At 59.7% G+C, this 12,678-nt stretch carries 14 protein-coding genes; 6 read left to right on the top strand and 8 right to left on the bottom strand.

Annotated features, from left to right (window positions below; genetic code table 11):
• Positions 1–113 precede the first annotated feature (113 nt).
• Complete coding sequence (locus tag ACP7D9_RS10355; RefSeq protein WP_426157188.1) at positions 114–1,076, top strand: class I SAM-dependent methyltransferase; 963 nt, start codon at positions 114–116, stop codon at positions 1,074–1,076.
• 1 nt (position 1,077) lies between these two features.
• On the opposite strand, the gene ACP7D9_RS10360 is transcribed toward ACP7D9_RS10355, so the two are convergent.
• Positions 1,078–1,698: a TetR/AcrR family transcriptional regulator gene (locus tag ACP7D9_RS10360; RefSeq protein WP_426157190.1), complete on the bottom strand. Its 621-nt coding sequence runs from the start codon at positions 1,696–1,698 to the stop codon at positions 1,078–1,080.
• Between the two features lie 156 nt (positions 1,699–1,854).
• Between ACP7D9_RS10360 and ACP7D9_RS10365 the strand changes: the two genes are divergently transcribed.
• Positions 1,855–2,295, top strand: a complete 441-nt coding sequence (locus tag ACP7D9_RS10365; RefSeq protein WP_426157192.1) for a hotdog fold domain-containing protein — start codon at positions 1,855–1,857, stop codon at positions 2,293–2,295.
• Between the two features lie 62 nt (positions 2,296–2,357).
• Here ACP7D9_RS10365 and ACP7D9_RS10370 read toward each other — a convergent pair whose 3' ends face one another.
• The 3 genes from ACP7D9_RS10370 to ACP7D9_RS10380 form a co-directional block, all read right to left on the bottom strand.
• Positions 2,358–3,044 (bottom strand): GNAT family N-acetyltransferase, encoded by a 687-nt coding sequence (locus ACP7D9_RS10370; RefSeq protein WP_426157194.1) that lies wholly within the window; start codon positions 3,042–3,044, stop codon positions 2,358–2,360.
• 88 nt (positions 3,045–3,132) lie between these two features.
• Positions 3,133–3,690 carry a YceI family protein gene (locus ACP7D9_RS10375; protein ID WP_101162601.1) on the bottom strand — a complete coding sequence of 186 codons (558 nt, stop codon included), beginning with the start codon at positions 3,688–3,690 and terminating at the stop codon, positions 3,133–3,135.
• Positions 3,691–3,764: 74 nt separating this feature from the next.
• A complete protein-coding gene (locus ACP7D9_RS10380) occupies positions 3,765–5,123 on the bottom strand; it encodes an MATE family efflux transporter (protein ID WP_426157196.1) in 1,359 nt (452 codons plus the stop codon).
• A gap of 198 nt (positions 5,124–5,321) precedes the next feature.
• On the opposite strand from ACP7D9_RS10380, the gene ACP7D9_RS10385 reads away from it, so the two are divergent.
• Together ACP7D9_RS10385 and ACP7D9_RS10390 are read left to right on the top strand one after the other, a co-directional pair.
• Positions 5,322–5,891, top strand: a complete 570-nt coding sequence (locus ACP7D9_RS10385) for a chorismate mutase (RefSeq protein ID WP_426157198.1) — start codon at positions 5,322–5,324, stop codon at positions 5,889–5,891.
• Positions 5,892–6,015: 124 nt separating this feature from the next.
• A complete protein-coding gene (locus ACP7D9_RS10390) occupies positions 6,016–6,339 on the top strand; it encodes a hypothetical protein (RefSeq protein ID WP_426157392.1) in 324 nt (107 codons plus the stop codon).
• A 75-nt stretch (positions 6,340–6,414) separates the two neighbouring features.
• Here ACP7D9_RS10390 and ACP7D9_RS10395 read toward each other — a convergent pair whose 3' ends face one another.
• Positions 6,415–6,750, bottom strand: a complete 336-nt coding sequence (locus tag ACP7D9_RS10395) for a hypothetical protein (RefSeq protein WP_101162605.1) — start codon at positions 6,748–6,750, stop codon at positions 6,415–6,417.
• 175 nt (positions 6,751–6,925) lie between these two features.
• Here ACP7D9_RS10395 and ACP7D9_RS10400 point away from each other — a divergent pair, with 175 nt between their 5' ends.
• Entirely contained in the window at positions 6,926–8,581 is a 1,656-nt protein-coding gene (locus ACP7D9_RS10400) for a sensor domain-containing diguanylate cyclase (protein ID WP_426157200.1), read from the top strand.
• A gap of 441 nt (positions 8,582–9,022) precedes the next feature.
• On the opposite strand, the gene ACP7D9_RS10405 is transcribed toward ACP7D9_RS10400, so the two are convergent.
• Positions 9,023–9,397, bottom strand: coding sequence for a c-type cytochrome (locus ACP7D9_RS10405; protein ID WP_426157202.1), 375 nt, complete (start codon positions 9,395–9,397; stop codon positions 9,023–9,025).
• A gap of 40 nt (positions 9,398–9,437) precedes the next feature.
• Positions 9,438–10,769, bottom strand: a complete 1,332-nt coding sequence (locus ACP7D9_RS10410; protein ID WP_426157204.1) for a PLP-dependent aminotransferase family protein — start codon at positions 10,767–10,769, stop codon at positions 9,438–9,440.
• A gap of 88 nt (positions 10,770–10,857) precedes the next feature.
• Between ACP7D9_RS10410 and ACP7D9_RS10415 the strand changes: the two genes are divergently transcribed.
• The gene (locus ACP7D9_RS10415; protein ID WP_426157206.1) at positions 10,858–11,751 is read left to right on the top strand and encodes a DMT family transporter; all 894 of its coding nucleotides are present in this window, start codon (positions 10,858–10,860) and stop codon (positions 11,749–11,751) included.
• A 3-nt stretch (positions 11,752–11,754) separates the two neighbouring features.
• On the opposite strand, the gene ACP7D9_RS10420 is transcribed toward ACP7D9_RS10415, so the two are convergent.
• Positions 11,755–12,570 carry a cupin domain-containing protein gene (locus ACP7D9_RS10420; protein WP_426157208.1) on the bottom strand — a complete coding sequence of 272 codons (816 nt, stop codon included), beginning with the start codon at positions 12,568–12,570 and terminating at the stop codon, positions 11,755–11,757.
• Positions 12,571–12,678 lie beyond the last annotated feature (108 nt).

The raw sequence follows: 12,678 nt of genomic DNA on the forward strand, positions 1-12,678 counted from the left end.
TCACTTTTGATACAGCAGATTTCGCCAAGACATTGTTTTTCGGGCCACAGTCCCCATCCAGAATGCTCATTTGTGGTTAAAATGCGCGCCCTTTGCCCGGCCGATTCTGATCCATGACCCCTGAAGCCCTCGCCACCCTCCACGCCCATTTGCTGCCTGCGCTGGCAGCGGCACCCAACGAAACCCGCCGCTTGTTCCACGGCCGCGGACGCTGCTGGCAAGGGCTGGAACAACTGACCGTGGACTGGTTGCAGGGCGTGGTGCTGGTGTCGCTGTTCAAGGAGCCGGCGCCTGAGCATCTGCAAGGCCTGAAGGATTCGCTGCTACGACTCGCCGCCTCGATCGCATGGCAACAGTCGGGTGCGCACACTTTGCTGATTCAGCACCGTTACCTGGCGCAGAGCACGGCAGAATGGCTGATCGGCGAGGAAATCGAGGAAATGACCATCATCGAGGGTGGCTTGCAGTACCGCGTCGACCTGGGTCGCAAGCAAAACACCGGGCTGTTTCTCGACATGCGTTACGGGCGCAAGTGGGTGCGCGAACAAGCGGCGGGCAAACGGGTATTGAACCTGTTCGCCTACACCTGCGGCTTTTCCATAGCGGCGATCGAGGGCGGCGCCAGCCACGTGGTCAATCTCGACATGTCCCGCGCGGCCTTGAGCCGTGGTCGCGACAACCATCGTCTGAACGGCCACGACCTGAGCAAGGTCAGCTTCCTCGGCCACGACCTCTTCAAGTCCTGGGGCAAGGTGATCAGCAGCGGCCCGTACGATCTGGTGATCATCGACCCGCCATCTTTTCAAAAAGGCAGCTTTTTGCTGACCAAGGACTATCAACGCGTGTTGCGCCGCTTGCCGGAACTGCTGACCGCGCAAGGCACGGTACTGGCGTGCATGAACGACCCCTCGTTCGGTTCGGACTTTCTGATTGATGGTGTGACACAGGAAGCGCCAAGCCTGCGCTTCGATCATCGGCTGGACAATCCGCCGGAGTTTCCCGATGTCGATCCGCAGAGCGGCTTGAAGGCCCTGGTTTTCCAGCGCACCAGCGGACACCCGACAGATTTCGAGTAGCTCACGCCTCAGCGCGAATCGAACACCACGCCGCTTGCGCGAGGACTTCGCGATAGTCGGTCGGGCTGCCTTTCACCCGCCCTGCCAGCCAGGCGCGGCAATAGCTGTCGGCCTGACCGATGATCAGCGATGGCAGCAGTTCAGCAGGCAAATCCTTGAGCTCGGCGGCGCGCCCTGATTCGGCCAGCCACTGGCGCAAACGCAGATTGCGCGTCTTGTTGCGTTCGGCCAGCTCTTCCTTGAACGGGCCTTTGGTCACGGCGAACCTGGCGTGATACTGGAAACGCGCCCACTGCGGCTGTTGCTCGACCCAGTCGACATAACTGAAGACCAGCGCCTGCACGCCTTCTTCGGTGGTACCGGCGGCGTCCAGATACGCATCACGCAAACGCGCCTGATCCTCCAGTGCGGTGAAAAAAAGCGCCGCGACCAATCCTTCCTTGTTGCCGAAATGGTGGTAGATCGCGCCGACGCTGGTGTCGCATTCGGCGCGAATCATTTCGATGGTGGTCGCCTCAATTCCCTGCTCGTTGAAAAGGTTCAAGGACTTGCGAAAGATATCGCGCTTGAGCTCGGCGCGGCGGCCGGGGTAGCTGCGTTCCAGTAGATCGGTGGTGTCCATGCTGATTCGGGTCCGAAAAGGGTTTGAACAAGGCGAAGTTTGCCCGTGGATAAATTGCGCCTAGGTTGACAGATTTGCCGCTAACAGAATACCGCTCCGTTACAGAACATAATTCTGTAACGGAACATCATTCTGCAAACTCCATTGAGGCTTCCCATGAGTCAATCTCTGAGCATGTTCAACAGCGTCGGTCCGGACGCTTTCAGCAAGATGGCCTGCCAGTTCGCCCCGTATTTCAGCAGCATAAATCCATTGATCAGCGAATTGCGTCCGAACGCCGCCACCGTGCAAGTGCCGTTTCGCAAGGAAATCACCAATCACCTCGGCACAGTGCATGCCATCGCCATGTGCAACGCAGCGGAACTGGCCGGCGGAATGATGACCGACGTCTCGATCCCCGCCGGCGCACGCTGGATTCCAAAGGGCATGACCGTGGAATATCTGGCCAAGGCAAAAACCGACGTCACCGCCGTGGCCAGCGCAGACGGTGTGGATTGGCAAAGCGATGGCGACAAGGTCGTCAATGTCGACATTCACGATACCGAGGGCAAGAAAGTCTTCACCGCGCGCATCACCATGAACGTCAAGCTCGGTTGAGATTGCAGGCACAAAAAAGCCCTTGCTGTGCAGTGCACAGCAAGGGCTTTGTATAGACGGGGTCAATGCAGGGTAAGGCGCTGACGGACAAATTCCTCTACGTGGCGACTGGTCTGGTCAAGATGCCGGTCGCGTTGTTTTTCTGCATCGAGCATCGCGCGCTTGCCATTCTTCTGCAGCAGATAGGTGTGAATCTGCTGCACTTCCAGCGAGCGATAGATAGGCGTCGTGTCGATAAACCCGCGCAAGCCGTTGCTGCGGTAATGCCGCGTGCTCATCAGCACCTGAGTCTCGCGCTGGCCGATCACCTCAAAACCCAGCGCCTCGAAGTACGGCACCTTGCCGATGCTGCAGGCCAGTTCCGCATGCGGATAGCGCCCGACCATGTCAGCGAGCAGCGCCCTCGCCACACCCTGACGCCGATGGCCTTCGCGCACCGCCATGTAGGCGACGCTGCACGCCTCCCAATCGCCCTGCACCGGCAGACAGATGAGAAATCCGATGACCTGCTCCGGATTTTCATCGTCAGTGGCTACCAGCAATTCCACTTCGGTACCCTTCTGGCCGTTCAACGCCTCAAGATACAGATGCACCTCGTAACCGACTGCGTACTGATAGACGTTGTACAGCAGATTGCTCGGACCGAGGCCTACCGCGCTGATGTCAGTCAGGTAGTCGACGACCATTTGCAGGATCTGGCTGTTGACGCTTTCAGGACATGGGGAGGTGTAATGGGTGATGCGTGGCATGGGCGAACTCCGGCGATAAAAAACGTTGCCGATGATCAGAGCCGTCGACGAACCGCGACATCATACCTTGCAAGGATCAACTGAACTGTCACTGTTGCGGCGCGACCACCCGAAATTTGATGTTGATGTCTCGCGACACCACGCTGTCCGCCCACTCCCCTGCTCCGAGGCCGAACTCGTCGCGGTTGAGCACCAGTTCGCCGTCGAAAATGCCGACGGCGTCGTCCGGTTTCAACTGCACCGCAACCTCAACCTCGCGAGTGATGCCCTTGAGCGTGAGATGACCGGCGATCTGGTAACGGTGTTCGGCCACCTGAGTGAAGCGGCTGGACTCGAATACCGCGAGGGGGAATGTCTCGGTGTCGAACCAGGCCGGCTTCACCAGCTCGGAATTGGCGTCTTCACTGCCGGCATCGATGCTGCTTAGATCGATATGCAACGTGGTGCGGGCGTTGGCAAGGTTGTCGGTATCGAAGTCCAGCGTCGCCTCGAACTTGCCGAACGTCCCATACATTCGCGAGCCCATCTGGTTGTAGGTGAAGCTGATCTGGCTGGCGCTGGTGTTCACGCGAGTGTATTCAGCGGCTTGAGCGACGGTCGTGGCGAACAGATGAAACGCGGCAACCAGCAGCAATCGCATCGACATGGAGTTCTCCGGGTGGCGCGCGCCGTCAAGGGCCTTGGGTGACTTAAGCAAACAACCTGCCGTTATGCCAGGGCCTATATCAACCGCTCGATTTTCTGATGTTTCCAGACAAGTTTGTAATACAGAGTCTGCAGGGCCAGCATTCCCAGGTAAGCGACCGGGAACGCCATCCAAACGCCCTGCAAACCGAACTGTCCGTTTAGCCAATACGCCGCCGGCAATTGCACGCCGACCACGCAGATAATCGAAATGACCACCGGCACCAACACCGTGCCGCTGGCGCGCATGATCCCCCCGATAATGGCCTGGAAGCCGAACACCAGCAGGCTCCAGAGCATGATGTGCAGCAGATGCTCGGCCATCGCCCGGGTCGAGTCTTCGGTCAGGAACAGGCCCAGCAACCAGTGCGACAGCAGATAACCCAGCACAATCAGGCCACCGGTCAGACACACGTTGATCAGCAACCCTGTGCGCAGAATCGGACCCATGCGTTGCAGATGTCCGGCGCCGATCGCCTGTGCGCCGAGAATCGATGCGGTGATCGCAATCGACAGTGCCGGAAACTGCACATAATTGACGATCTGGGTCACCGCGCCATACGCCGCCGTCGCTTGCGAGCCGTGCTGGTTGACCAGCGCCAGAATCACCAGCTCCGACAATGACAGCACGATCATCTGCACCCCGGTCGGCAGGCCGATGCGCAACACCTTGCCGAGGATCACCCGGTCCAGTCGCAACGCAGCGAAGAATTCTGGATCGGGCGCAAGTGGATGGCTCTTGCGGATCAGCCGCCACGCCAACCATGCCATCGCTGCCAGATTACCGGCCAGCCCGGCATAAGCCGCGCTCTGAATGCCAAGTGGCGGCAAACCGAGCCAGCCGCGAATCAACGCCGGCGTCAGCGCTAGCCCTACGGCGGTAGAGACGATCAGCGCGAGCAAGGGCGACAGCGTATCGCTGACCCCGCGCAGCAACTGGGTGAACAGCACGAATACCAGCAGCGACGGCAGGATCCATAACATGACGTGGGCATAATCCACCGCATCGTCAAGCACATCGATCGGCGTGCCCAGCCCCGTCAGTGCCTGTCGTGCAAACACGGTGCCCAGCACCGCCGCGACCAGACCGATTAACCCCCCCAGCAGCAACGTCGCCCCGGCAATCGCTTTCACCCTGTGCGTTTCGCGTGCCCCCCACGCCTGCCCGATCAACACGCCCGCGCCGGCTCCGAGGCCGATGACCAGGGCGATGAAAAAAAACACGACGGGAAACATGCCGGACACTGCCGCCAGCGCCTGAGTGCCGAGCATCTGGCCGATGTAGATGCTGTTGACCGTGCCGGACATCGACTGCAGGAAATTGGACACCACCATCGGCGCGAGAAACAGTAGATAGGTTTGCCAGAGGGGTTTGGCGAAGGTGGCGCTTTGCATTGAATGGAGGTCCATCTCGACGGCGGGAGGCCTGGTTGACGATAGCTTCGGTGAGTTGCGTGCAGCGTGCAATCAACATTTCCAGTTGGTGCTGATCCTCAGTTTTGCATTTGTGTAAGTGGCACGCATGGCTTTGTATCAACGTGCGGCTGTGGTAAATCAGCGTTTCTCTCGACACGTACTATTGAGGCTCGGTCCATGCGTAACGTTGCAAATTTTCTGTTTGGCTCACTCCTCGTCTTGCTCGCCGCCAGCGCCCAGGCAGGCGCAACCACTGCGGCGCCTGCTTCATTGAAACAGCTATTGGCCACTTTGAATGAACGTCTGAACATTGGTGATGCAGTTGCGCTGACCAAATGGGACAGCGGCAAGCCGATCCAGGACAGCCCGCGTGAGGCGCAGGTCATCGCCAATGCCCGAACCCTGGCCGCCGAAAACAAACTCGACCCGGATGACGTCGAACAGCTGATCGCCGCGCAAATGGAGGCGAACAAACTGGTGCAATACGGTCTGCTCGCACAATGGCAAGCGGCAGGTGCGGCACCGGAGACACCGCGTCCGGACCTCGGCAGGCAGATCCGCCCGCGCCTGGATGAGCTGCAAAAGCATCTGTTACAGCAATACGCCGAATTCGCGCCCTATCGGCGAGACCCGAATTGCCCGTCCTGGCTGGCCAATGTCCGCAGCGGACTAGCCGCCGATGCGCTACATGATCTGGCACTGATTCGTGCCAGCGGCGAGTTGTGCATCCGGGCCAAACCGCTCTGAACAGGGGGTGCTGGCAGACATCATCGGCGTCGATGTTCATCATCACCTCAATGAAGTTCTCATAAAAGCTGCGCGGCGTAACATCGGCTCCAGACAAACAAACAACCTTCTGGAGCACACGATCATGAAACGCCAAACCCTCTTCGGCATCGCTTTCTCGGTTCTCGCAGCTAACGCTTTTGCAGCAGCCCCTGTTCATACCCTGGTCGCAGAAGGTGGTTCGGATCGTCTGATCGAACGCCGCTTGGCTGAAGGCGGCTCGGACCGTCTGATCGAACGCCGCGTGGCTGAAGGTGGTTCGGATCGTCTGATCGAACGCCGCGTGGCTGAAGGTGGTTCGGATCGTCTGATCGAACGCCGCGTGGCTGAAGGTGGTTCGGATCGTCTGATCGAACGCCGTGTGGCTGAAGGTGGTTCGGATCGTCTGATCGAACGCCGTGTAGCTTGAATCAAATCGCGTTACCGCAACACCCATGAAAAAGCCCGGCCTGATCAGCCGGGCTTTTTTGCATTCAAACGGCGCTTACTGCGCGGTTTTCAGCTTGACCACATCGCCGGAGATGGTGGTGGTATAGCCGGTCAGCACCCAGGCCCAGAACCAGTTTTCCTGAACTTGCGTGTTGATCATCGCATCGCCGCCCTTGGCTTTGATGGCCGCGTCTTGTGCGCGCACGAAGCGGCTGTTCTGGCGGATCGGGATGACGCCAAACAACAGCAGGCCGGTAGCCGAGGCTTCGCTATGGCCAACCACGGTGTACTGGTTGCTGTCGTAATGTGCGGTTTTCATCGGGGCGCCGGTGCAACCTGCCAGGACCACACCGAACAGTGCGGCAGCGACTACTTTGCTGAGGTATTTCACAGTAAAACTCCATGGGGGAACGCCCGGGATCCGTCTCGCGGGCGGCGCGCATCTTAGCAAATGATGGCGCATTAGCATCAATGTTCTTTGTGTTTCCATGAACCCGTTCGCTGGCCGGCTGTCGGCGATGTCGCATACCATGGCGCCACTTCAATAAAGACAGACACCCGCCCCCATGTTCAAAGCCAGTCTGCGTAGCCATCTCACCCTGTGGTTCGGCGGTTTGTCCCTGCTGACATTATTGAGTGTGGGCTTTTACGTCGGTCACATCACTACCGAACAAATGAAGCAGGCCAGCGGCAATGCCTTGCTGAATACCGCGCGCGCGGCGGCGACGTTATTGGGCGAACAATTGCGCGAGCGACAACTGGAGGTCTACCTGCTCAGTCGCGCGCCGCATCTGGAGCGTGGCGATCTGGATAACCCGAACATTCTCAAGTCGATGCAACTGCGAACACAGGCGCGCGCCGAATATGCGTGGATGGGCGTCACCGATGCCGAAGGCAACGTCCGTCAGGCGGTCAACGATTTGCTGGTCGGGCAATCCGTGCAAAAACGCCCATGGTTCCAGATCGGCTTGCGCCGGCAATACACAGGCGATCCGCACGAAGCTGTGTTACTGGCGAAGTTGTTGCCGGGCCTGCCCAATGGTGAGCCGCTGCGCTTCATCGACTTTGCCGCGCCGATTCACAACGCCGAAGGACAAGTGATCGGCGTGCTGGGCGCACATGCGCACTGGAGCTGGGTGACCCGCATCGTCGAATCCGCAGCGTTTTCCCATAAACACTCGGCGCCGGATATACAGGCGCTGATCGTCGACCACGATGGCAAGGTGCTCTACCCCGAAGCGCTGATGGGTCAGCAGCTGGCAATGAACGATTCGGTATTGCCGGGCTGGACGGCGGCCAACGGTTTCCTGACCAGCATGGTCACCGTGCCGACGCCATCGGGTACGGCGCTGTCGTGGTCGATCGCTATTCGTCAACCACTGGAGACCGCCCTGCAACCGGCGCGGACGCTGCAATACGAATTGCTGATACTCGGCGTATTCGCCGCCATCGTTTTCGGGCTGGTGGCTTATTACCTGGCGCTGTATCTGAGCCGCCCGATCGAACAACTCGCGCGCTCGGCCAAACAAGTGCAAAACAATCAGGCCGGCGCGCAATTCCAGCTCCAGCATCCGGTGCTGGAAATCGCTCAGCTCGGCCAGTCCATCGATGCGATGACGCAATCACTGCTCGGCAAGGAACGCGAACTGCAGGAGGCCAACGCTTCCCTGGAAGACACCGTGGCGCAACGCACCGCCGCACTCACCCAGGCCAACGCCGAGCTCCTGAGTCTGGCGACACACGACGGCTTGACCGGGGTTTACAACAGGCGTCGCTTTGACGAAAAAATCACTGAGTATTCGCTGCTGTCCCGACGCACCGGGCGCCCATATGCCCTGCTGCTGATCGATGCCGACCACTTCAAACGCATTAATGACAGCCACGGCCATGCGGTGGGTGATGAGGTCCTGCAGCAACTGGCGACGTTGATTCAAAACAGCGTGCGCAGTACCGATTTCGTCGCGCGTTACGGTGGCGAAGAGTTCGCCGTGCTGCTGCCGGAAGTGGCACAACCCGACACCCCGGAAGTCGTCGCCGAGAAGATCCGCGCGGCGGTGGCCGAAGCGGACTTTCCCCGCGCAGGAAAAGTCACGGTGAGCGTTGGCCTGGCGCTGGCAGATCCGGCAGACAACAACCACACAGCCCTGATCAAACGCGCCGATCAGCAGCTGTATCAGGCGAAGGCTGCGGGGCGCAATCAGGTGGCGTTTCATGCCCACTGATACTTCGTATATCAGCCAGAGACAGGTCGGCTCGCCGGCCGCCATCGCTGGCAGGCCTGCTTCCACAGGGATTGAGTCAACCTGTATCGCGAGCAGGCTCACTCCTACAAGAGCAAAAGATCGCAGCCTTCGGCAGCTCCTACAGAGATCGCGTCAACCATGAGGTCGAGTGTCAGCTCGCCTGCTCTTGATCTTGATCTTGATCCACGGGCGACTTCGGAAGGCTGAGCGGATCGATCCCGCAGCGAAGGAACCCGAGCCTGCGAGGGCCGAACGCAGGAGCAAGCGTTTTTTGCTTATTTTTTTACTGGGCCGGCATTCCGGGCGCTTGTAAAAAAGTCAGTCGCCGTAAGGGCGAAACCCTAAGCAGCCGTTACCGCAGCAATGGATATGTACCCGGTCAAAACTACCCAAACACCCTGGAACAGCGCGTTCCCGTAGTTATTCAGCACTGAACTTCTGCAGATAAGCCAACAAATTATTCAACTTCTCCTCATCACTCAGCCCCCAAAAGATCATTCGCGTCCCCGGCACCACCCCTTTCGGATCCTCCAGATAAGCCTTCAACGTTGCCCGATCCCAGGTAATCCCGGAATTTTTCATCGCATCGGAATAAACATAATTGGCCGAAGTCCCCGCAGCCCGTCCAATGATGCCGTTGAGCTGCGGGCCAAAACCCGGGCGGGCCGAATCACCGACCTGATGGCAACCGCCGCACAGACGCGGAAAGATTTTCGCCCCGGCTGCAGGGTCGCCCTCAGCCTGGGCGCTGGCGCTGAACATCAAGGCGAGAAGCAGTGTTGTGATGAATTTCATTGAACAGTCCAAACCTGGCTTTTCATGGCGTAGGCGCAGTTTACAGATAAGCGCCGACGATCGTTCTGACGGTGGTCAACGCCTGACGCAGCACCTGCATGTCCACCGAGCCGAGCGCCAGACGAATCGCATGGGGCGTGTTGGTCGACAGCGAAAACGGCTCGGCGGTAGTCACGGAAATCTGCTGCTGCATCAACTCGACCACGATCTGATCGGCGCGCACGTCTTCTGGCAACGGCAGCCACAGAAAATACGAGACCGGATGAGCAATGCAGCACAGCCCTTTCAGCACCTCGGCCGCCAGAGCCTGTCGCGCCATGGCATCCTCACGTTTTTGCTGTTCGAGCACCGTGACGGTGCCGTCATCGAGCCAGCCACACGCGATCGCGGTCATGACCCCGGGCGTGTTCCACGTTGTCGCGCGAATGACCCGCTCCAGTGCAGGCACCTGAGCGAGAGGCGCCGCGATGAAGCCGACCCGCAAACCAGTGGCGATACTTTTCGACAGACCCGAGACATAAAACGTCCGTTCCGGTGCCAGATCGATCAAGGTTCGCGGCGGGTTCTCAACCAGAAACGCGTAGGCGGCATCTTCAATGAGCGTCAGATCATACCTGCGGGCAATCGCGACCAATCGCTCGCGCTGTTCCAGTGGCATGACCCAGCCCAGCGGATTGTGCAGTGTCGGCATGCTGTACACGGCGCGTACCGCACGCTGGCGACAGAGCTTGTCGAGTGCCGGCAAATCCGGGCCATGTTCCGTCATCGGTATCGCCAGCACTTCCAGGTGCAGCGCTTCGGCCAGCACCTTGAAACCGGAATAGGTCAGCGCATCGGCGGCGATCACGTCGCCGGGTTTGAGCAGGGCCATCAGGGTCACCGCCAAACCTTGCTGAGCGCCATTGACGAACAGCACTTGGCCCGTTTCGACCGTCACGCCGCGTGCCGATAAATGCCGCGCGACCGAAGCACGTTCGTGGGCACGTCCTCCGTGGGGCTGATAACGCAGCAGCGCTTCCAGATCACCGGACAACGCCAGTTGGCGCAACGCCACGCGCAACAATTCGGCCTGACCGGGCAACGCTGGATAGTTGAAATTCAGGTCGATCATGCCGACCGCCACGTCTTTCTGATCGATGCCCTGCCCCGGCGCCAACGATGTTTCACGGACGAAGGTGCCGCGCCCGGCTTCGCCGCTGACCAGGCCCATCGCCTCGAGCTCGGCGTACACCCGTGATGCGGTGGCCAGCGCCAGTCCTTCCTGCGCGGCCAGTTGCCGATGTGTTGGCAATCGCATGCCCGGCGCCAGACGGCCGCAGCGAATGTCCGCCGCATATCGGTCAACCAATGTCTTGTAACGAGAACGGGGCATGCCGGCTGTATCCATGACAATTTTTTGATTGTGCTGATTCTCGGCTCTAGCATCGCAGCAATACAAGCCACTTTTGAGCGCCACCGACATGCACACAACATCGACCGCGGCCAACCCGGCTCTGGAAAAAACCAGTGGCTGGATCAACGGTTTTATCGGCGTGCTGATTTTCAGCGGCTCGCTGCCGGCCACACGGTTGGCGGTGCTGGAGTTCGAGCCGGCATTTCTGACCGTGGCGCGAGCTGCGATTGCCGGAGGGTTGGCCTTGGGGCTCTTGCTGTTGTTCAAACAGCGGCGACCGGCTCGCGAGCAGTGGCTGTCGTTGTTGATTGTGTCGTTGGGCGTAGTCGTAGGGTTTCCGCTATTAACCGCGTTGGCATTGCAGCACGTGACGTCGGCGCATTCGATCGTGTTTGTAGGATTGCTGCCGTTGGCCACAGCGATATTTGGCGTATTGCGCGGCGGTGAGCGACCACGGCCGGTGTTCTGGATTTTTTCGATTCTGGGCAGTGCGCTGGTGGTGGGCTTCGCTTTGTCCCAGGGACTGAGCGCCTCACCGACCGGGGACTTGCTGATGCTCGCGGCGATTCTGGCCTGCGGCCTCGGTTACGCCGAAGGTGCGAAGCTGTCGCGCAGCCTCGGCGGCTGGCAAGTGATCTGCTGGGCTTTGGTGTTGTCGTTTCCGCTGATGGTGCTGTTGAGTCTGTGGCTGGCGCCCGCCTCGTTCGCCAACATCAGCCTGTCGGCGTGGATGTGCCTGGGTTACGTGTCGCTTTTCAGCATGCTGATCGGCTTCGTGTTCTGGTACCGCGGCCTCGCCCAGGGCGGGATCGCCGCGGTCGGGCAGTTGCAACTGCTGCAACCGTTTTTCGGTCTGGCACTGGCGGCGACGTTGTTGCGCGAGCAAGTCAGCGCCAGCATGCTGGGCGTGACGCTAGGAGTGATTTTGTGTGTGGCTGGGGCAAAGAAATTTGCCAAATAGGACTCAGTGTTCGGTTTTCCATTGCCGAGGACTGAGCCCGGTCTTGCGCCGAAAGGCCCGGGCCAGCGCCGACGGACTTTCGTAACCGACCTCCTCGGCAATCAGCGCAATCGGCCGGCCTTCGCGCAGACGTTTCTGGGCCAGGCTGACCCGCCAGCTCAACAGATAATTGGCCGGCGTTTGCCCGACCACGCGACGAAACTGCTCGGCAAAACCGGCGCGGGACTGGTTCGCGGCCGCAGCCAGGTCGGCGATGCTCCACGGCTTGTGGGGTTGTTCATGGATCAGGTTCAAAGCCTTGGACAAGCGCGGGTCAGCCAGCCCGGCCATCATGCCCGGCTGCTGATCGCGACTGCCGATGAGATGGCGCAGCAGCAGGATTACCAGCAATTCGAACAGGCGATCCATCACCGCCACTCGCCCGCAATGCCCTTCAAACGCCTCGTTGAACAACCAGTCAAGAGTGCTGCGCAATTGCGGTATGTCGGTGAGTTTCAATACCAGATAGTCGGGCAAGGCGGCTGCCAGGGCATTGCCCGAACCGCCATCGAAGGTCAGCGAGGCGCACACCACCCGGCTGGCCATAGCCTCGTCGGCAAACATGCGGTGGGTGAACGGGCGGGGAAAGAAAATCAGCGACGGCTCTTCCAGACGGATCTCCCGCTCGTTGCCCGGTTTGAGCAGCAACGCCCCGGCCTGCAGAACATGCACATGCCCAACCGGCTCGCCCTGGTGAACACTGACGCCGCAAAACGCGCCGCTATGAAAAGTGCCGGCGTTCACGCCGAAATGACCGAGTAGTGTGGAAAGGCGATCCATGGCTGACTCCCAAAAGCATATCTGGACGATCTGCCGCATATCCTCGACGATTTGCCGCCAATACGCTATGGGCCGTCTTTAAGATCTCTCCATCGCCGCTGCACTTCG

The organism is Pseudomonas sp. TSRC2-2 (genome assembly GCF_049897785.1).
In the GTDB taxonomy this organism is placed as follows: Bacteria; Pseudomonadota; Gammaproteobacteria; order Pseudomonadales; family Pseudomonadaceae; genus Aquipseudomonas.

Coding starts and splice junctions, on each gene's coding strand:
- ACP7D9_RS10355 (WP_426157188.1), top strand. CDS start 114: ATGACCCCTGAAGCCCTCGCCACCCTCCACGCCCATTTGCTGCCTGCG.
- ACP7D9_RS10360 (WP_426157190.1), bottom strand. CDS start 1,698: ATGGACACCACCGATCTACTGGAACGCAGCTACCCCGGCCGCCGCGCC.
- ACP7D9_RS10365 (WP_426157192.1), top strand. CDS start 1,855: ATGAGTCAATCTCTGAGCATGTTCAACAGCGTCGGTCCGGACGCTTTC.
- ACP7D9_RS10370 (WP_426157194.1), bottom strand. CDS start 3,044: ATGCCACGCATCACCCATTACACCTCCCCATGTCCTGAAAGCGTCAAC.
- ACP7D9_RS10375 (WP_101162601.1), bottom strand. CDS start 3,690: ATGTCGATGCGATTGCTGCTGGTTGCCGCGTTTCATCTGTTCGCCACG.
- ACP7D9_RS10380 (WP_426157196.1), bottom strand. CDS start 5,123: ATGCAAAGCGCCACCTTCGCCAAACCCCTCTGGCAAACCTATCTACTG.
- ACP7D9_RS10385 (WP_426157198.1), top strand. CDS start 5,322: ATGCGTAACGTTGCAAATTTTCTGTTTGGCTCACTCCTCGTCTTGCTC.
- ACP7D9_RS10390 (WP_426157392.1), top strand. CDS start 6,016: ATGAAACGCCAAACCCTCTTCGGCATCGCTTTCTCGGTTCTCGCAGCT.
- ACP7D9_RS10400 (WP_426157200.1), top strand. CDS start 6,926: ATGTTCAAAGCCAGTCTGCGTAGCCATCTCACCCTGTGGTTCGGCGGT.
- ACP7D9_RS10405 (WP_426157202.1), bottom strand. CDS start 9,397: ATGAAATTCATCACAACACTGCTTCTCGCCTTGATGTTCAGCGCCAGC.
- ACP7D9_RS10410 (WP_426157204.1), bottom strand. CDS start 10,769: ATGCCCCGTTCTCGTTACAAGACATTGGTTGACCGATATGCGGCGGAC.
- ACP7D9_RS10415 (WP_426157206.1), top strand. CDS start 10,858: ATGCACACAACATCGACCGCGGCCAACCCGGCTCTGGAAAAAACCAGT.
- ACP7D9_RS10420 (WP_426157208.1), bottom strand. CDS start 12,570: ATGGATCGCCTTTCCACACTACTCGGTCATTTCGGCGTGAACGCCGGC.